Below are 19,210 nucleotides of genomic sequence, written 5' to 3' on the forward strand. Positions count from 1 at the left end.
CTCACTTTCTATACTTATATTATACACATAAACAATGCAGATGTCAATACATAATACGCATAAAATACACAAAAAGGAGGTGATGGAAAATGGGATGACCGAAAAACAACAACTTTTTGCCGATGAGTACATCATCTGTTTAAATGCTACGAAAGCCTATAAGAAGGCTTATCCTAATATAAAAAAGGATTCTGTTGCTCAGGTTAATGGTAGTCGTCTGCTATCAAATGCTATGGTAAGGGCCTATATAGACGAAAGGTTAGAAGAATTAAAATCTGAACGCGTCGCTGATCAACAAGAGGTGATGGAATTTTTGACAGCTGTTATGCGAGGAGAAGTTAAAGAGCCTTTGCTAGTCCTCGATGGAGAAGGTACTCAAAAGGTGATTGAAGCTAGGCCTAATGTAGCGACTAGGAAAAGCGCAGCGGTTGATTTAGGAAAAAGATACGGATTATTTACGGAAAAAGTTGACCTCAACGCAACTGTAACAGAAGCTAAGAAATTTGATGACATTGTCAGTCAGTTAGGCGGTGAAGGGCTTGAAGAGTGAGTTTCCTTTATCGCAAAAGTACATTGATTTTTGCAATAGTTTTAAAAATGTTGATGCCGACTTTTTAGAAGGGACAACTGCCGCTGGGAAAACGACCGTTGGTGTCGGGGTTAAATTTATGCGAGCTGTTAGTCGTAGTACAAAAAAATTCCACATTATCGCAGCGAAAACTGTCGGTGTCGCAGAAAAAAACTTGATCAATCAAGATAATGGCATATTAGATATTCACAAATCAGCAATTTATAGACCAGATGGGGATAAAGATGCTAAACTCCCTCACATTAAATTTGAAGGCAAAATCATTTATGTGCTTGGTTACGATAATAAAGATAAGTGGACACTTGTCCTTGGCGGTCAGTATGGTTGTGTTTACATAGATGAGGTCAACACGGCAAACATTGAGTTTGTTCGAGAGATGTCAACTCGTAATGATTATATGATGGCGACACTTAACCCTGATGACCCAAACTTACCGATTTACAAAGAATTCATCAATCGTTCAAGACCTTATAAAAAATATGAGGGTGATGTACCAAAAGAAATTTTGTCAGAGCTAAAAGAGCCAGTAAATCCCAAGTGGAAATACTGGTTCTTTACGTTTAAGGATAATCTCTCGTTGACCGAAGAAGCGATTCAAAAGAAGATTGACTCCGCTCCTATTGGCACAAAGATGTATAAGAATAAAATTCTCGGACTTAGAGGTCGTTCGGAAGGGTTAGTATTCCCTATGTTCAGAAGAGAAACAAATGTTATCACAAAACAACAAGCCAAAACTTACAGTTTTGTGCAGTTTTCTTGTGGGGTCGATACTTCTTATTCAGAGCGTTCAAATGACACTATTGCTTTTATCTTCCAAGGCATTACTAGCAAAGGAGTTCTTGTGACACTTACCGAAAAAGTCTATAACAACAAAGACTTGGGGGGAGATAAAATCGCTCCATCAGATGTTGTTGTTAAACTGCATAGGTTTCTGGATGATTGCAAAGATGTCTGGGGTTTTGCAAGAAGAATTTATGTTGATAATGCAGACCAAGCGACAATGATGGAATTAAAAAAATATGCATCTAACAACGGACTAATTTATGAGTTCATGAATGCCAATAAAAGGTTAAAAATCATTGATCGTATCAATTTAATGGCAGGGTGGATAAAGCAAGGCTTTTATTATGTTGTTGAAGACTGTGAAAATCATATTCACGAACTGGAAGTTTACTCCTGGAAAGAAGATAAAGATGAGCCTGAAGACAGAAATGACCATACGATTAATGCTTGTCAGTACGGATTTATTCCTCACATAGACAAAATAGGAGAAGTTTTACAACAGTCAAATCAGTTTGAAGTTCTTAGGGCTGGCTTTGGCTACTAGAGAGGAAAATAATGTACACAGAATCATTTAGAGATAGCACAGGAAGGGCTAAAACACTAGAATTTAGATTCCACCGTGAAGCACGCATGAGGTATCAAGCGGAAAGTCTAAAGAGCTTGTTAGACGAAAAATATAAACTACTTCGTGAAATGATTGAACACCACGAGAAAGTGCAAAAACCACGCATCCAAGAGCTTTTAGACTACGCAGAGGGCAATAACCACACCATCAGCGAAACAGGCCGTAGAAAAGACGATGACATGGCTGACGTACGTGCTGTTCATAATTATGGTAAGTATATTTCCACGCTTAAACAGGGCTATCTAGTGGGTAATCCTATCCGTGTAGAGTATATTGATGGCACCGATCAGCAGCAAGGCTTATTAAAGGACTTATCTGTTAAAAACAATTTCCACCAGCTGAACCGCAGATTAGTAAAAGACCTATCTAAGGTAGGCCGAGCGTTTGAATTGATTTATCGCAGCATGGATGACAAGACAGAGGTCGTGAGACTAGATCCACGGGAAGTATTTGTTATCTATCAAAATAACCTAGAGCAATCAAGTTTGGCTGGTGTGCGGTATTACCACAAAAACCAATTAGATGGTACGACAAAAATAGTCGAACTTTACACTGATAGCAAAATCCTGAAGTTTGAATACGATGGTGATTTAACACCTATTGGAGAGGCTTCCTCTCATGCGTTTGGTTCGGTGCCAATCACGGAGTATCTCAACACAGATGATGGCATGGGCGACTACGAGACAGAGTTGTCTTTAATCGACTTGTATGATGCAGCGCAGTCTGACACAGCTAACTACATGCAAGATTTGTCAGATGCAATTCTGGCCATTTTCGGACGGGTGTCATTTCCGCCTGATGTTCAGACAGCCAAACAGCGTATCGAATTTATGAAAGTGATGCGTAAAGCTCGTTTGATGAACCTTCAGCCACCTGTTGATCAAGAAGGTCGTGAAGGGTCCGTAGATGCCAAATATCTATATAAACAATATGACGTGCAAGGGACCGAAGCCTATAAAAATCGTATTGTGTCCGACATCCATAAATTTACTAATACGCCAGACATGACAGACAGCAAGTTCGCCGGTCAACAATCTGGTGAGGCGTTGAAGTGGAAAGTGTTTGGTCTTGATCAGGAGCGTGTCGACATGCAAGCTTTATTTGAGCAATCTCTTAAACGTAGATACAAACTAATCGCTCGTGTAAGCCAACTGCTTAAAGAGATTGATGACTTTGACATCAGCAAGCTTAAAATCACATTTACGCCAAACTTACCTAAGTCGCTGCAAGAAAAGATTGAGTCCTTTAAAGCGTTGGGTGGGGAGTTATCACAAAAAACAACGATGTCTATTACAGATATTGTGGAAGACGCTCAAAAAGAATTTGAAAACATCCAGTCAGAACGTCGGGAGGAAGAATCTAACAACCCGTCGCTATCAGACTTTGACTTGGAGGTGTTAAGACGTGAAACTAACACGAAAGCAGAGCAATGGAGCTTATAATCGCGAAAGAAAAGCGATGAATGCATGGGTTAAAGCAGATTTAGACCACGAAGCTATGTTAAAGCAGTTATATACGCAATCAAAGGCACAAATTGAGGCTAACATAGATCGTTTTTACATGCGCTATGCTGACAAACGCGGCCTCGATAAACGTACTGTGAAGAAGTTAGCCGACAGTTTTGACGTTACAGCTTATCAAAATATGGCGAAAGAAGCGGTCGCTAATCGTGATTTTAGCAAAGAAGCTAATCTGTGGCTTAGCGTGTATAATCTGAAAATGAAAGTCAGCAGAGAGGAACTCTTGCGAGCTGAACTCAATTACGAATTGCTTAAACTGCATAGTAAAATGGATAACCAGATGCAATTAGCCAGAGAAAAAGCGGCGCTTGATGAAATCAAACGTCAGGCAGGTATTTTAGGTGGACAAGGTTCTGTCGCTAAAAGATTAAAAGGTATCCTAAACGCAGACTTTTATGGTAAAAATTTTTCTGAACGGGTCTGGGGAAACAACGGTTTATATCATGAAATACAAAAAAGTCTTTTTAGCTCCCTTTCGCGTATAGCGACAGACATGCAAGGATATAAAAAAGAAAAAGAACGATTGATGAGACACTTTGATGTTGCAGAATACGAAGCACTAAGATTACTCAAAACCGAAAGTGCAAGAATTAGAAGTGATGTCCAGTTAGATGCTTATAAGAAAAATGGGTTTACACATTATATATTTGTCTGTGAACCTGGTGCTTGTCAGATTTGCTCACCTTATGATAAAGAACGATTTGAGTTAGGTAAAGGATCAACGGCTGTGACCATGCCGCCACTACACCCTAACTGCAAATGTTCAACGTACGGAGAGATTGATTACGATAGTATTATTAAATAACAACAGGCGGGCAACCGTCTTTTTGTACCAAAAAAGCAGGAGGGAATATGAATCGAGAAAGTAAACCAGGCATGGAAAGCGTAAAAATCGGAGGGTTGACATACTCTGTTGAAAAAACATCGGACTTGCAAGGAAAGAATGGCAATTGGGGTCTTATACACTATAAAACACAGCAAATTAAGCTAGATGACTCATTAACCGAGCAACTCGAAGACCAAACGCTCATCCATGAAATTACTCACGGAATTTTAGTCGAAGCAGGCTATACTAACCACGAAGAGGACCAAGCTAACCGCATTGGTCTTATTTTGTATCAAGTATTGCGGGATAACGATTTTAGTTGGTTGTACAAAGGGGAATAAACAATGAATAAAATATCATTAAATATCGAAATCACTTGGGAAAACAAAGACGAATTCCAGCAAATCATGAATAAAGTTAATGAAACGAAAGAAGCTTACGAAAAAGCCTTAGAAGCTGCGGGAAAATTTGTCCCTAAAATGTCGTGTGCAACAAAGTTAAATAAAGGAGAAAGCAATGAATAAACGCATCAAGAAAAAACGTAGATTAGAGACATTATTAGGCTTAACAATCGGTCAAATTACAGCGTTGCGATTGGAGCTAGACGCAGTTAAATCAGCGACGCTAGATAACCAAGCAGCCATCAAGTCAATTGGTGATGAAGTTGATTACATAAAGCAAAATTACAAACGGAAGTGGGGGAAGAAATGAAATATCGTAAGAAACCTGTCGAAGTTGAAGCGTTTCAGTGGTACGGTGATATTCGTCAAAAAGAAGATCCAGAGTGGATAATTAGCGCGATTTCGGAAGAAAGAGCTTGGATTGCGGTTGACAAGGTTGTTAACAGTCCTGTTTTACGTATAAACACTTTAGAAGGTGTTATGACAGCTAATCAAGGCGATTACATCATCAAAGGCATCGCTGGTGAATTTTATCCATGTAAACCTGATATTTTTGAACAGACCTATGAATCAATCTAAACCAAAGTCGTAGCAATACGGCTTTTTATTGTGCCCTGAGCATGGCCTAAAAAGGCTCAAATTAATCACTAGCGTGGCTTGTGGATAAAAACACTTAATAGGGACTAGAAGACATGAGGCGCCCGTTTTCGTGGCTCTGTGGTGTGTTTAAAAACAGGACTAGCGTGGGAGGAAAAATGAATAAAGAACTATTAGCAAAACTTTTTAAATGTGCTCCAGATACCGGTACAGGTTCAGAAGGGGCTTCTGACTCAGATAACCAACAAAACGACACAGATGAAGAATCTAGCGACGATGGTTTTAAGGCCCCACAATCTCAATCAGAGTTGGATAGTTACACAAATAAAGCTATTCAGAAAGCCTTAGAAAATCAGCGCAAGGATGAAGCTAAGCGTATTGATGACGCTGTAAAAAATGCTTTGGCAAAAGAAAAAGACTATTCCAAACTATCCGAAGAAGAGCGCCAACAGCGTGAATTTGAAGATAGCAAAAAAGCTTTTGAAGCTGAAAAAGCCAAGTTTGAACACGATAAACTTGTGGTGCAAGTCGAAAAGGACCTTATCGAAAAGGGGTTACCGTCTGAATTTGCTGAATTGCTTGCTACAAAAGATGCAGAAGATGCACTAGAGCAAGTAAAAACATTTGAAGCGGCATTTAAAAAGGCAGTAGCTGAAGAAGTTAAAAAGACCGTGCGACAAGAAACCCCAGCAAACGGCGGTGGGTTAAGCAAACAAACTAATTACGGTGCTAACTTGGCTAGTAAGGCAGCACAACAAAGCACCAAGCTTTTTTAGGAGGAAAACATGAATAAACGTAAAGTAACAACATCTAAAGAGATTCTACACAATCTCGACTATGAGGCTATGTCCGTCACTTTAGATTCAAGCACAATCGGTAAAAAAGTTGTTCCAGCTGGGACAGTGTTAGCAGGTGTTTCGGAATCAGTATTTAAAGACCGTAAACAGAAAGTAAAAACCGTGACAAATGGAGAAGTTTCTAGCGAAAACAATATCTGCGGGATTTTGCTGACAGATGTTGATTTAACAAATGGCGACGCAGCTGGTTCTTGTGTTTATCGTGGCACTGTCAACGCAGATAAACTTGCAGAAACAACGCTAGCAGAGGGTTTCACAGAATTAGCAACAAAGCTACCACATATTGTTTTTATCAAGGGAGGTAAATAAACATGGCATTGATCCACGAAATTATCACATCGGAAAATATCAAAGGTTTTTACAACGCCAAAAACGAAAGTATTGAAAACACGTTGGGCGAAAATGCGTTTCCGCCAAAACAACAATTAGGACTCAAGCTTTCGTTTATTAAAGGTGCAGCAGGCAAACCTGTTACTCTTAAAGCGGCAGCTTTTGATACTAAAGTGCCACTACGTGATCGTATGGCTGTTGAATTGCTTGACGAAGAAATGCCATTCTTCAAAGAGGCTATGGTTGTCAAGGAAGCAGACCGTCAGCAACTCAATTTGTTAGCTCAAACCAAAAACCAAGAACTTATTGACACGGCGTTAGCAGCGATTTACAACGATAAAGTAACGCTTATTGCAGGTGCTAAAGCACGTCTAGAAGCAATGCGCATGGAAGTGTTGTCTAAAGGTAAAATCCATGTTGCATCAAACGGTGTCATGAAAGATTTTGATTATGGATTAGATCCTTCGCAAACAACCAAGCCAAGCACAAAATGGGATCAAGCAGAGACCGCGACACCACTTAAAGACATCGAAGGTGCTATTGAAAAAATAGCAGAACGTGGCTTTGTACCAGAAGCTATCATCATGAACTCTAAGACGCTTAGCTTGATCAAGAATGCTAAATCAACTCTTAAAGTCATCAAACCAATGGCACCAGATGGGGCAGCTGTGACTAAAGGTGATTTGGAAAGTTATATTGCTGATGAACTAGGTCTTAAAATTTTATTTAAGGATGGCATGTTTATTGGTGATGATGGTAAATCTCGTAAATACTTCCCAGATGGTTTTGCAACTTTGGTACCTAACGGCAACCTTGGTTACACTGTATTTGGGACAACTCCAGAGCAGTCAGACTTGCTTGGTGGTGAAGCGACAGATGCTGAAGTATCAATCGTTGAAACAGGTATTGCGATTACCACTACTAAGACAACAGACCCAGTGAACGTCCAAACCAAGGTATCTATGATTGCTTTGCCATCGTTTGAACGCTTGGAAGAAGTACAAATTATCGACGCCTTACAAGAAGGTTAAGGAGGTGCTTTATGGCCGAAGTTATTAAGGCTTTTAGAGACAAAGTGACGACTAATGCTTATTATGTAGGCGATGATTACAAAGGAGATCGTATCGAGGAATTGACAGCCAATGGTTACTTGGCCGGAAATACTCCTAAACTTGATACTGTCGAAGAAGTTGACCTAGATAAGTTAAAAGTTGACGAAATCAAAGCAAAACTTGATGAATTGGGTGTGGACCATGACCCAAAGCTCAAAAAGCCAGAATTATTGGAACTTTTAAAACAGTCAGCTAGCTAGGAGGTGTTTATGCAAAAGATAAACACAGATAGCATTATAGCTAATGTGAAGCTTGATTTAGGTATTGACGATACCTTACAGGATAATCTGCTTAGCATGTTACTAAAACGTGTTACAGACCATTTTAAAGCGGAGTATGGCGTTGAAGATATAGACAACGCCTTTTTCTTTGTCTTTGAAGATTGTCTGATTGCTCGCTTTAATCGCAGAGGGTCGGAAAGAGCTAAAAGCGAAAGTGTGGAAGGACACACAACCACCTACTATGACTTTTTAAACGAGTTTGAGCCTTACGACAAAATGATTAAATCTAAGCTTAACCTAATTAAGGATAAGTCTCGCGAAGGAGGCTTGTACTTTTTATGAGATATGCAGATAGAATTACATTTATAAAGGCAACAGATGAGCGATATGATCCAGATTTAGGAGAATATACACATACAGAAGTTATAAGCAAGACTTTGCCTTGTTTTGCGATGGATATGGGTATGGAAAAGTCTGTACAGATTTTTGGAGATTATCAAAAATCACGAAAAGTTGTTTATGTAAAGCAACCGTACAATCAAAAATATGATTTTTGTGAGTATAAAGGTGTGAAGTATAGGGCGTTGGCTGATAAGCAATCAGAGACTGTTTTTTATCTCGAGGAGGCTGTCTAATGCCAGGGGTAACTATTGAATGGAAAGGTATTGAAAAGGCCTTTAGTAAGCTTGTGAATGCCCCTGGTAACATCGACAGATTAATTGATGCAGTTGTTAAAAATAATGCTGAAAAAGCTAAAGCAGAGGCACAAAGAATTGCACCTTATGACACTGGATTTTTACATGACGAGATCTATGCTCACTATCCTGGCAAAGCTTGCGCAGAAATTATTTCAAACGCTGGATATTCAGGTTTTTTAGAGTATGGTACAAGAAAAATGCCGGCTCAACCATTTTTGAGGCCAGCAATTGAATCGATTTTACCAGACCTCGAAAAGGATTATAACAGCGTCATCAGGAGGGCCTTTAAATGACACCTAACAACGCCGTTTTTAGGCAGTTTTTCAAAGAATGTTTGGTTATTACTAAAGATACTTATGATTATATTCCAGATGCAAGTGCAAAATATCCGTTTATCTATATTGGGGAATCATCAAATACCCCGAATAATAATAGTGAGCTTATGGGAGATATTAGGCAGACGATACACGTTTACGGAGAGTTGAAAAAACGCTCAAAAATAGATGATATCGCTGCTAATATTCACGACAAAATCGGTGCTTTAAAATTTGCATTTGGTTACAACATTCTTATTGACCGAATTAACGAGCGCACAATAACAGAAAATTCAGAAACAACACCGTTATTACATACGGTGCTTGATATTTACTTAACTTACACAAAGAAAGGAAACTAAATGCCAGAATTAATTCAAGGAAAAAGCTTTTTGCTATTCTTTCGTAGATTAGCTGACGCTAAGACAAAAGATGCTGCAAAATTGCGATTCCAAACAGAACACGCTATCAAAATGGAGAAAGAGACCGAAGCCACAAAAACAAAAGACGGTATTGTCAATGCGTTGTCTGATGGCGAAAACACAGTTGACATGTCTTCATTAGCTTATGTCGAAGACACAAAGACAAAAGCAATGTGGAAGGAGCTTCGCGAGTGGTTTAAAGCGGGAGACATTGTTGAGGTTTGGCAAGTTGATTTAACATCCGAAAAGGGCGGAGATTATGAAGTTGACTACTTCCAAGGGTATTTTAAATCGTTTGAGATTTCAGCGCCTGCTGATGGAAAAGTAGAACTATCTGCCTATACGCTATCATTATACGAAGTTATACGAAGAAGTTGCGCAAGAGCTTGGTAATTCAACCATACTAAAACTTTAATTAAAATTAACGAAATTAGATAGTAGCAAGATCCCTGTATCGCTACTAAATGAATTGGCAGATTTTTATAAAGTAGATGTTAATAATATTTTTTTAGGCAATAAATACGATTTAAATCATATAAAACAATTACAACACTAGAAAGGACAATATGAACGAACTAGAAAACAAAATAAATGAACTTGAAGAAATAGTAATCAACATGGATGAAGTAGCTGTAGTGATTCCATGGAAGGTAGCAAAAAACCTACTACAAAGAGCAGGTTATTTATCAGAAGAGGAACGCAGATTGTTGCAGTGGAAATTTGGAGATTCTCCCCACCAAGGTAAACGTTCCGAAAAAGTCCGCAATATGCTAGAGGGACTTAGGAATAGTGGAAATTCCGAGAATAGCTGATAATTTTAATTCTGTTGTTTGGTCATTGTGCATGAAAATGAGGGTTTCATTTTTAAGACCAGCTGTTGAGACTATTATGCCAGAGTTTGAAAAAGACTATCGCAGTGTTATTAGGAGGGCTTTTAAATGACACCTAACACAGCTGTTTTTAGGCAGATTTTTAAAGAGTGTTTGACGGTAACTAAAAATACCTATGATTATTTGCCGAATGCCAATGCTGAATATCCATTTGTTTACATTGGGGAGTCATCTAATACGCCTAACAATAACAGCGAACTTATGGGGATGGTTAGGCAAACAATACATGTCTATGGAGAGCTTAAAAAACGCTCTGGAGTAGATGATATTGTTGCTAATTTACATGATAAAATCACCTCTCTAATATCTGCATACGGTTATAACGTTCAAGTTGATCGCATCAATGAGCAGACATTACCTGATAACTCAGACACAACGCCATTGTTACATACGGTGTTAGATGTCTATTTAACTTATACAAAAAAAGGAGAATAAATGCCTGAATTAATTCAAGGGAAAAGCTTTCTGTTGTTTTTCCGTAAATTAGCAGACGCTCAATCAAAAAGCGCAGCTAAACTAAAATTTCAAACAGAGCATTTCATCAAAATGGAAAAAGAAACCGAAGCCACAAAAACAAAAGACGGTGTCATCAATTCGCTGTCAGATGGCGAAAATACCATTGACATCACTTCCTTAGCTTATGTCGAAGACACAAAGACAAAAGCAATGTGGAAGGAGCTTCGCGAGTGGTTTAAAGCGGGAGACATTGTTGAGGTTTGGCAAGTTGATTTAACATCCGAAAAGGGCGGAGATTATGAAGTTGACTACTTCCAAGGGTATTTTAAATCGTTTGAGATTTCAGCGCCTGCTGATGGAAAAGTAGAACTATCTGCCTCTTACGCTATCAATGGAAATGGAGTAGAAGGAAAAGATAAACTGAGCGAAGATCAACAACAAGCGGTATCGTCTGCTCAGTACGAGTACCAAAAAATGGCGGCTACACAAGCGTCTAAAACATCTTAATAAGTTGGGATTACCCCCCAACTTATTTTTTTATATTAAGGAGAAATTTAAATGGAAGCAACTATTGGAAAGAAAACACATGAACTTATTTTTGGTTTTAAATTTTTGAAGTTTATCAATAAAGTTCGTTCGGTAACAATGGACGGCGTATCAACAGGCGTTGGGGGGATGACCATGATTGAAGCTGGAGCAGGATTTAAAGATCCAGAAGTGCTTGAAATCATTTTAAAGGGTGCTACAAACACCTCCACATCAAAACCAACAGATGATGAGTTAGAAAGCTTTATTGAAGAACTGATTGTAACAGGGGAATATATTGATTTTTATGATGAAGTAATGGCAGAAGTAAAAAAGGATGTAATCCTCCGTCAAGCTATCGCAGGAAATCAAAAAATCGAAGTAGTAGCCAAAGCCAAATAAATTTCTCCTTCGACGATTTAATGGCAATAGCAATCGGACGTTTTGGCTTAGAGTTAAAAGATGCTGAGCGTTTAACATGGCATGATTACTGTATTTACGACTTGGCTTACCAAGTTAAAATGCAGGAACAAGAAACTATGCTTGCTAAACAAGCTTGGTTTAATCAAGCGGTCAAAGCAACAAAAGGGAGTGGTAAAAGTATTAAACCTGCTTATAAAAACTTTAATGAATTTTATAACGCTGAGAAAGCTTTTGCTTCTGTTTTTGGAGTTGCTCAAGAAACCAAACGATTATCTATTGCTGATTTGAATCGTGCAATTAACCGAAAGGAGGTATAGATGGCAAGTGTTGCGGATTTTACGCTGACAGCACTGATTAAGGCGGATGCCAGTGGTTTTAGAGCGGGTATTCAAGATGCGAAAGGTGCTCTTGAATCTTTGCAAGCTTCATCTGGCAATAAGTTACAAAAAATCAGTGACAGTTTTGTTGGTGTAGGTAAGGCATTGACCGCTGGATTGACATTGCCGCTGGCTGCAATTGGCGGGGCTTCACTGAAAGCCTTTTCTGAGTATGACACTGCATTAATTGGAGTGCGCAAAACCACAGATATTTCTGGGGATGCTTTAAAAAGGTTTAGTAAACAAATCATGGGGTTGTCCCGTGAGATTCCAAATAGTGCTGTCGAGATTGCAAACTTGGCAGAAGTAGCTGGGCAATTAGGCATAAAAACGGACCAAGGAGGGAAACACCTCCTTAACTTTTCAAAAATAGCTGCCCAAATGGGGACAGCTACAAACATGTCATCTGAGCAAGCCGCAAATGCAATGGCTCGCTTAGCAAATATTACACAGATGCCTCAGACGCAGTTCCACAGACTGGGGTCAACTATTGTTGCGTTAGGGAATAATTTAGCTACAACCGAATCTGAGATAGCTGATATGTCTCTACGTTTAGCAGGTACAGGTCACCAAATCGGTTTGACTGAAGCACAAATAGCAGGGTTAGCGGCTGGTATGAGTTCTGTCGGCATTAACGCAGAAGCTGGCGGATCTGCATTTTCTCGCGTTATGCAAAAAATTAATACTGAGGTGCTTTCTGGCGGTGATAATTTAGCTAAGTTTGCGAAAATATCTGGCCAAAATGCCGAACAATTTGCTCAAACCTGGAAGACAAAACCACAAGAAGCTATTTTGAGCTTTGTAAAAGGTCTAGGAAAGATAAAAGCGAGCGGTGGAGATGTTACTCAAACACTTAAAGATCTAGATATAAGGTCAATACAAGAAATTGATACTCTAGCACGTCTATCAGGAGCTGGAGATTTACTGTCTAAATCTTTTGGTATTGCAAACAAAGCATGGGCGGACGGAACAGCTCTGCAAAAAGAAGCCGATGCAGCGTCCGAAAGCTTCGCTAATCAACTCAAGAAACTTAAAAATGCCCTTTTTGAAGCAGGTACTGTCATTGGAGGACAATTAGCTCCGCACATTGGTAAAATGGCGGAAAGTATCCGACAGGCAGTGCAAGCATTTAATGACTTAGACCCAAAAGTGCAAGCTAATATTGTTAAATTTGGTTTATTTTTGGCTAAAGTCGGCCCTGCTATATTAATTGTCGGTAAAATCATTAAAATCATTGGTTTAATTAGCAAAATTTCCATTGCGATAGCATTTATCGGTAAGTTAGCAACAGCTTTCAGAACCGCAGGAACAGCCATCGCTGGATTTAAAGCCGTCATAACTTTAACAGGTGGTCCGATCGCTTGGATTATAGCAGGGATTATGGCTCTGGTAGGAGTAATAACATATCTTTGGACGACAAACGAAGGTTTTCGTAACGCGGTCACCAATATTTGGGAGGCGATAAAACAAGCATTTGCTACCGCTTGGGAATTTATCCAAAACGTATGGAACGCTGCACCAGGGTTCTTCTCTGGACTATGGGAAACCATTAGCAGTGGTGCGTCCTCTGTTTGGGATAGCGTTAAATCTGTATGGCAGTCAACGGTTGAGTTTTTAAAATCAATTTGGCAATCTGTTGCAGATTTCTTCGCTCCATTTTGGGAAGGAATTAAAACTTTTGCGCTGAATGTTTGGCAAAGCTTCATTGATGGAATGGCTCCGATCATAGACTCTTTCAAAAATTTTTGGGGAGCTGTGGTTGAGCATTTTAATGTAATCGCCGAACAAATAAAACCTATCTGGGAAGATCTCAAGCAATTCTTTAGCGATACTTGGAATTTAATAGTTGGTATTTTCGAAGTTGCATTTGCTATCTTAGCACCTATTGTTTTAATGGGATTTGAAGCCATAAAAACAAAAATTATTATCGTGTGGGAAGCAATTAAAGCTATCGTGCAAATAGCATGGGATGTGATAACCACTGTTATCCAGACAGCTTTAGCAGTTATAGGAGCTGTTTTAATAGCTCAATTCGAAATCATTAAAGCTATCATTAAAGCTGCATGGGATTTTATGACAACGCTTATTCAGACTGTTTGGACGATAATGACGACTATCATATCAACGGCAATTAATGTAATTGCAGATATTATAAGAGTTGTCACAGCGGTTATCCAAGGAGACTGGCAAGGTGCTTGGGATGCGATAAAATCCATTGCTGAAACAATATGGAATGCTATTCTGACCATAGGTCAAGCGCTATTTAATGCTTTAAAATCAGCTATCGAAACTATCTTAAACACCATACAATCTATCTGGGGTGCCGTTTGGAATGCGGTTAGTTCTGTCGCTTCGAGCATTTGGAATGCTATCGTGTCTATTATCAGCAATGCCATGTCAACTATGCAAAATGCCGTTAGTAATGGCATCAATGCAGTGAAAAATTTCATCACCAACGGATGGAACTCTGTTGTTGGCTTTTTACGTGGCATTAATCTTTTTTCAGCTGGTAGTGCTATCATGCGAAGCTTTCTTGATGGTGTTAAATCAATGTGGGGATCAATTACTAACTTTTTCGGAGGTATAGCAGGTTGGATCAAGGCTCACAAAGGACCTATCAGTTACGATAGACGCTTGCTTATCCCTGCTGGTAAGGCAATTATGGGCGGATTTAATCGTAGCTTGGTGAAAGGTTTTGAGTATGTCAAAAGTAATGTATCCGGTATGGCTGGCAAAATCTCTGACTTAGTTGGAGCGGGGTCTGTATTTGATACAGATATGCGTAGCACAATATCAGGAGCAGTTACAGCAGGTGTGGAAGTTGATCTAGGACATCAAGCAAAACCTCTGGAAGTTGTATTGGAGCTAGGCAATAGAGCTTACGAATTATTTGTTGATGATATTACTGATAGACAGCAGACTACTGCTAAATTAAGAGAGGTCTATTAATGTATGATTTTTCAAAAATGGAGAGTGGTGCGAGCGTAACAGCTCGCTTGCCATCTGATAATATGTCTGTTAACGGGGAACCGTTAAATGAGATAGTACCAGGTTATAGACAACTGCATGTTGCAGGTCGTGGATTGATCGGACAGGAAATCGAAACTATTACTATTCCCAGTCGAAGAGGCGTTTATGTTACAAATATCCAAGATAAAGAAAGAGAGTTAACTATAACTTTCCAACTTGTGGCCAAAAAATCCGAGGACTTACGTAACGCATATACAAAACTAAACAAAGCCTTGCGGGGAGAATTATCCTTAGTTTTTGCAGATGAGCCAGACTTTACTTATAAAGGTTATTTAAGCTCTGTGCCAAATGACGCCGAGCAATCACTAACCATTGTATCTAGCTTTACAATTTTAGTGCCTGACCCTTTTAAGCAAGGTAAAACAAAATCATCCACAGGGCTCATCACGCTTACCGATGCCGATGAGGTTTTGCCGAGTAAGATTACACTAGCATTATCCGGAAGCGCATCAGAGATCGAAATAACAGCTGGAAACAATCGCATGAAACTTAAAGGCCACTACGGTGGAGGTGACAAAATTACCATAGAGTGGTTAGCTGATGAGTTTGTGATTAAACACAATGCCAACTTAGCATTATCTCATTTGTTACATTTATCTGTACCGGAGGAGTTTTATGTAAAAAACGGAGATACTATAAAAGCCACTAATGCGACTGTAGAGCGTGTTGAATGGAGGGATGAGCAGTTATGATTTATCTTTTTGATAGAGATGAAAAATTAATAAAAATCATCCGCAAAAACGCATGCAAATCTGTTACACAAAAACAAACATTGACCGATACTAATTACGTCTCGGATATGCTAACAGCAGAAATTAAAGCTTTACCGGATGATATTTTGGAGCAGTCGGAATACATCGCTATACCTACCAAAGAAGATAAACGGAAGTTTCATCTTTTTTTATTGCCCGAGATGAGACAGAGGGTGATGTTACAGTTTTCGATGGCGTCCAATCTGGAATTGAAGAACTTAGGAAAGCAGTCTCTGAAAACAAAAGGCCTCGCAAACGTGATGCTAGAGAGGTCATTGAGTATTTACTAAAAGATACAAACTGGCATGCTAGATATGTCGCAGAAACAGGAAAATCATCTACTAATTTTTATTATGATTCCGTCTTTGACTCCTTGTTAAAAGTTTGCTCTGCTTGGCAATTAGAAATGCAGTTTTTTGTGGAGATGAATAACAACGAAATCGGCGCAAGGTACATTGATTTTAAAAAGAAAATCGGTGTCGCTGAAGGTAGACGTATTGTTTATGGCCATAACGCTTTAAAAATTTTAAAGCAAAACGAAAAATCTGAGATTATCACAGCGATAATTGGTAGAGGAAATGGCCAAGAAGTATCTTCTGCCGATGAAAACGAGGGTGGACAAGCTGGGTATGGTCGCAAGATTACATTTAAGGATGTCGTTTGGACCAAACCTAAAAACCCATTAGATAAGCCAGCCGGGCAATTATTTTTAGAGTGGCCAGAAGCCACAGAAAAGTACGGGATCAATATAAAAGGTAAAAAAATGCCTAAAATAGGCGTTATTGATATTGATTCTGATGACCCAGAAGAATTAATCCAGCGATCTTACGAGTATTTGGTAGATCATGCTCGTCCTAGAGCTACTTTTAAAACGACATCTGCTTACTTAAAAGCCGGAATTGGCGACACTGTGAGAGTAGTGAGGAAAGACCGCAATCTTGATTATGAGGTGCGCGTCTTTGAAATCACTTGGGATAGGCTAAGCGACAAAGCGACAGATATCAAGTTAGGTGATAGGCTAAATGCTTCTGATAGCTTAAAAAAATCTCAATTACAGTCGCATTTGACAGATAGTGTTTCAGACGCCGTATTTGATAGTCTTGGTCATTTTTTAAAAGATGAGTTACCAAGTGCGGGTGGATTTAACACAAACTTTTATGGCGAAAACGAACCTGATAAAAGCAAGGTAAAAATTGGTGATACTTGGTTTAAACCAGACCCAGAACACGAAGGACATAAAATCCTTTTGGTTTGGGATGGCGAAAATTGGGTTGAAATCATAAGAAGTTATAACCCCGATGTAGCAAAGACAGCGGTCGAAGAAGCTTTAAAAGAAGTAGAAAAAGCCAAAAAAGCGCAAGAAGAAATCAACCAGCGTACTGACAAAGAGCTTGAAGAGTTTAGAGAAACCCTCAAAAACCTAGCTTTGCCAGAAGAAGCCATCAAGAAAATCACCGAGTCTATCAAAGTTGACGACATCCCGTCACTTAAGCAAAACTTTGATGACCTAAAAAACAAGGTCAGCGAGACAGCCCGATTAAACGCTGAAATCATAGGCACAGATGGTAAGACCCGCTACAACAAAAATTTGCTGGTTGGCGACCCTAATCGTACTAAGTCTTATGATGAGGACTTTATCGAGATTGAGGCCAACGACGGCGGCTTTAAGCGTGGCGAGACCTACACAATTAGCTTTAGTCAGACTTGTGAGCTGCTCCAAAAAGTGGCTATCACGCTGACGCAGGCTAATAACAAGGGACTTAAGCTAGTGCTGACACCAACGAAGGCCAAGATGGAACCGCAGACCTTTAATCTCACCAAGGACACAGAGGTCATCAGCGTTTATCCTTTGAGTTATACAGGCACTTTAACGGGCGATTGGTATAAATCTAAGCAAATAGATTTAAATGTGTCAGAGACGCAAGAATTAGCTCTAGAGATGGCTTATAAAGAGGTCGCAGATGCCAAAGGGGCAACCATTATCGGTAAGCAGTCTGATAAACCAAAAATTATTTTAGATGGAAGGAGGAACAGATGACATCAGTCGAAACAATACCAATAAAAATTGTCTTTGCCCGCAAAGATGCCTCAGAATGGCAGTCTATTAACCCTGTTATTGATGCAGGGGAGATGGTTGTAGAACTAGACACTCACAGGCTAAAGGTCGGAGATGGTAAAACAAGCTATAACGACTTGCCTTACTACGAAGGTCCGCAAGGTGAGTCAGTGACAAAAGTACAACTTTCCGAGGATGGAGAGCTATCTATCTGGATTGGCGACCGAGAGACAAAGCTTGGCAACATCAAAGGCCAAAAAGGTGATAGAGGTAAGAGTGTAGAGAGCGCTCGAGTTGATGAGTCAGGTCACTTAAAAATAAAAATCGAAGACCAAGAAGAGGCTGATGTAGGTAGTGTAAAAGGTGACAAAGGCGATAGCATAGCTATCCAAATCCACGAGATTGTATCCGATGGCTTAAAAGTGACTTTTACAGATAATACTACCGTCATCATACCAAAAGGGCCAAAAGGTGATACTGGTGATGCTAGAGGAATTAACTTAGATGACTATGTTACAAAGTCAGAGCTAAAAACCGTGGGTGCGCCAGATGTTAAAGCCATTAATGACTTTTTAGGACTATCTCAAAAGATGTTTACGAGCAACTATAGTTACTCTGATAGTCTTTTAAAAAGCTATAGTAGCCCTAGTTACTCTGCTAGCTGGTATGTCAACGAATCAACCAAAGACGTCAATGTCAAAGACAAAGTATTGATTACCATAAGTAACACGACAACCCGAGTGGATAACTACTTGGAGGTATCGGTTACTTATGTTGGCTCTAACTACGTGACTGCTACCTCAACAGGGAAGTTATTAACTACTCCTGGCGAAGTTAATGTCCTAACGAAAGAACAAATCGCAGCTGCTTATGCTAAGAAAGAGCACAAACACGAGATTGACGATATCAAGGGCTTACAGAATTCTTTAAACCACAAAGCCAATGCCCAACATAGTCATAGCGAGTACTTACCACAACCGGTTGCGGACAAGCTTTACCTTTCCAAGAGTGAGCTTCAAGGATATTTGTCTGGTTATCTCAGACAAGGCGACATCCAATATCAACTTAACAATATTGGCAAGCTAAAAGATGAGGTCACGGGTCAGTACCTATCTGTCCAAGTGGTTGATAAGGGTCGAGTGCCAAGTGATACCAGCGGCATGATTGTTTTTGAGCGATCTGGAGGCAAATGATGACGTTACAAGATATACCAGATAACATTTTTATCAGTTAGTAGAGCAAGCAGTAGATACAAAGCTGGTTTGGGGCAAGAGCGTGCAAATAGATAGCTATTACATATCTAACCGCGACAAGTACCGTTTTAGAGCTGGCAGAGATGTTAATATCTATCACATTGTGTCTAGCACACAAGCTGATGTCTATGCGGCAAATAAGTATAACTATCA

27 protein-coding genes are annotated in these 19,210 nt (G+C 39.4%); all 27 read left to right on the forward strand.

Features of this window, described 5'->3' with window-relative positions; translation table 11 throughout:
* Nucleotides 1–82: 82 nt before the first annotated feature.
* The 27 genes from STRIC_RS10255 to STRIC_RS10390 all read left to right on the forward strand — a co-directional run bounded on the left by STRIC_RS10255 (nt 83) and on the right by STRIC_RS10390 (nt 18,997).
* Complete coding sequence (locus STRIC_RS10255) at nt 83–550, forward strand: terminase small subunit (RefSeq protein WP_008089689.1); 468 nt, start codon at nt 83–85, stop codon at nt 548–550.
* The gene (locus tag STRIC_RS10260; protein WP_447446875.1) at nt 531–1,916 is read left to right on the forward strand and encodes a terminase; all 1,386 of its coding nucleotides are present in this window, start codon (nt 531–533) and stop codon (nt 1,914–1,916) included. Before STRIC_RS10255 ends, STRIC_RS10260 begins: the two co-directional genes overlap by 20 nt.
* 11 nt (nt 1,917–1,927) lie before the next feature.
* Entirely contained in the window at nt 1,928–3,439 is a 1,512-nt protein-coding gene (locus STRIC_RS10265) for a phage portal protein (protein WP_008089881.1), read from the forward strand.
* A complete protein-coding gene (locus STRIC_RS10270; protein WP_008090341.1) occupies nt 3,402–4,322 on the forward strand; it encodes a minor capsid protein in 921 nt (306 codons plus the stop codon). Before STRIC_RS10265 ends, STRIC_RS10270 begins: the two co-directional genes overlap by 38 nt.
* A 47-nt stretch (nt 4,323–4,369) precedes the next feature.
* The gene (locus STRIC_RS10275) at nt 4,370–4,684 is read left to right on the forward strand and encodes a hypothetical protein (protein ID WP_008090076.1); all 315 of its coding nucleotides are present in this window, start codon (nt 4,370–4,372) and stop codon (nt 4,682–4,684) included.
* Between the two features lie 3 nt (nt 4,685–4,687).
* Nucleotides 4,688–4,867 (forward strand): hypothetical protein, encoded by a 180-nt coding sequence (locus tag STRIC_RS10280; protein WP_008089780.1) that lies wholly within the window; start codon nt 4,688–4,690, stop codon nt 4,865–4,867.
* The gene (locus STRIC_RS10285; protein ID WP_008090427.1) at nt 4,860–5,054 is read left to right on the forward strand and encodes a hypothetical protein; all 195 of its coding nucleotides are present in this window, start codon (nt 4,860–4,862) and stop codon (nt 5,052–5,054) included. Before STRIC_RS10280 ends, STRIC_RS10285 begins: the two co-directional genes overlap by 8 nt.
* Complete coding sequence (locus STRIC_RS10290; protein WP_008090074.1) at nt 5,051–5,323, forward strand: hypothetical protein; 273 nt, start codon at nt 5,051–5,053, stop codon at nt 5,321–5,323. The genes STRIC_RS10285 and STRIC_RS10290 overlap by 4 nt, the downstream gene beginning before the upstream one ends.
* A gap of 176 nt (nt 5,324–5,499) precedes the next feature.
* Nucleotides 5,500–6,117 carry a DUF4355 domain-containing protein gene (locus STRIC_RS10295; protein WP_234944213.1) on the forward strand — a complete coding sequence of 206 codons (618 nt, stop codon included), beginning with the start codon at nt 5,500–5,502 and terminating at the stop codon, nt 6,115–6,117.
* Between the two features lie 9 nt (nt 6,118–6,126).
* Entirely contained in the window at nt 6,127–6,507 is a 381-nt protein-coding gene (locus STRIC_RS10300) for a hypothetical protein (RefSeq protein WP_008089947.1), read from the forward strand.
* A gap of 2 nt (nt 6,508–6,509) precedes the next feature.
* Entirely contained in the window at nt 6,510–7,559 is a 1,050-nt protein-coding gene (locus STRIC_RS10305; protein ID WP_008090190.1) for a major capsid protein, read from the forward strand.
* Nucleotides 7,560–7,570: 11 nt separating this feature from the next.
* Entirely contained in the window at nt 7,571–7,840 is a 270-nt protein-coding gene (locus STRIC_RS10310; RefSeq protein ID WP_008089726.1) for a HeH/LEM domain-containing protein, read from the forward strand.
* Nucleotides 7,841–7,849: 9 nt separating this feature from the next.
* On the forward strand, nt 7,850–8,203 hold the full coding sequence (locus tag STRIC_RS10315) for a phage head-tail connector protein (protein WP_008090265.1): 354 nt from the start codon (nt 7,850–7,852) through the stop codon (nt 8,201–8,203).
* A complete protein-coding gene (locus STRIC_RS10320; protein ID WP_040832392.1) occupies nt 8,200–8,496 on the forward strand; it encodes a hypothetical protein in 297 nt (98 codons plus the stop codon). Before STRIC_RS10315 ends, STRIC_RS10320 begins: the two co-directional genes overlap by 4 nt.
* Nucleotides 8,496–8,852 (forward strand): HK97-gp10 family putative phage morphogenesis protein, encoded by a 357-nt coding sequence (locus STRIC_RS10325; protein WP_008089977.1) that lies wholly within the window; start codon nt 8,496–8,498, stop codon nt 8,850–8,852. Before STRIC_RS10320 ends, STRIC_RS10325 begins: the two co-directional genes overlap by 1 nt.
* Nucleotides 8,849–9,235, forward strand: a complete 387-nt coding sequence (locus STRIC_RS10330; protein ID WP_008089657.1) for a DUF3168 domain-containing protein — start codon at nt 8,849–8,851, stop codon at nt 9,233–9,235. The genes STRIC_RS10325 and STRIC_RS10330 overlap by 4 nt, the downstream gene beginning before the upstream one ends.
* Complete coding sequence (locus STRIC_RS10335; protein WP_008090173.1) at nt 9,236–9,688, forward strand: phage major tail protein, TP901-1 family; 453 nt, start codon at nt 9,236–9,238, stop codon at nt 9,686–9,688.
* A 173-nt stretch (nt 9,689–9,861) separates the two neighbouring features.
* Nucleotides 9,862–10,107, forward strand: coding sequence for a hypothetical protein (locus STRIC_RS10340; protein ID WP_040832394.1), 246 nt, complete (start codon nt 9,862–9,864; stop codon nt 10,105–10,107).
* A gap of 126 nt (nt 10,108–10,233) precedes the next feature.
* Complete coding sequence (locus STRIC_RS10345; protein WP_008089877.1) at nt 10,234–10,620, forward strand: hypothetical protein; 387 nt, start codon at nt 10,234–10,236, stop codon at nt 10,618–10,620.
* Nucleotides 10,621–11,148, forward strand: coding sequence for a phage major tail protein, TP901-1 family (locus STRIC_RS10350; protein ID WP_008089676.1), 528 nt, complete (start codon nt 10,621–10,623; stop codon nt 11,146–11,148).
* Between the two features lie 51 nt (nt 11,149–11,199).
* Nucleotides 11,200–11,568 carry a tail assembly chaperone gene (locus STRIC_RS10355; protein ID WP_008089666.1) on the forward strand — a complete coding sequence of 123 codons (369 nt, stop codon included), beginning with the start codon at nt 11,200–11,202 and terminating at the stop codon, nt 11,566–11,568.
* A 20-nt stretch (nt 11,569–11,588) separates the two neighbouring features.
* On the forward strand, nt 11,589–11,906 hold the full coding sequence (locus tag STRIC_RS10360; RefSeq protein WP_008089771.1) for a hypothetical protein: 318 nt from the start codon (nt 11,589–11,591) through the stop codon (nt 11,904–11,906).
* Nucleotides 11,907–14,915, forward strand: coding sequence for a phage tail tape measure protein (locus STRIC_RS11645; RefSeq protein ID WP_008089847.1), 3,009 nt, complete (start codon nt 11,907–11,909; stop codon nt 14,913–14,915). It abuts the gene before it with no gap.
* Nucleotides 14,915–15,688: a distal tail protein Dit gene (locus STRIC_RS10375; RefSeq protein WP_008089964.1), complete on the forward strand. Its 774-nt coding sequence runs from the start codon at nt 14,915–14,917 to the stop codon at nt 15,686–15,688. The genes STRIC_RS11645 and STRIC_RS10375 overlap by 1 nt, the downstream gene beginning before the upstream one ends.
* Nucleotides 15,685–16,038 carry a hypothetical protein gene (locus STRIC_RS12770; RefSeq protein WP_008090125.1) on the forward strand — a complete coding sequence of 118 codons (354 nt, stop codon included), beginning with the start codon at nt 15,685–15,687 and terminating at the stop codon, nt 16,036–16,038. Before STRIC_RS10375 ends, STRIC_RS12770 begins: the two co-directional genes overlap by 4 nt.
* Entirely contained in the window at nt 15,957–17,786 is a 1,830-nt protein-coding gene (locus tag STRIC_RS10385; RefSeq protein ID WP_234944217.1) for a phage tail spike protein, read from the forward strand. The genes STRIC_RS12770 and STRIC_RS10385 overlap by 82 nt, the downstream gene beginning before the upstream one ends.
* Entirely contained in the window at nt 17,783–18,997 is a 1,215-nt protein-coding gene (locus STRIC_RS10390; RefSeq protein WP_008089917.1) for a hyaluronate lyase N-terminal domain-containing protein, read from the forward strand. The genes STRIC_RS10385 and STRIC_RS10390 overlap by 4 nt, the downstream gene beginning before the upstream one ends.
* The last annotated feature ends 213 nt before the right edge of the window (nt 18,998–19,210 follow it).

It is taken from the genome of Streptococcus ictaluri 707-05 (genome assembly GCF_000188015.2).
GTDB lineage: Bacteria > Bacillota > Bacilli > Lactobacillales > Streptococcaceae > Streptococcus > Streptococcus ictaluri.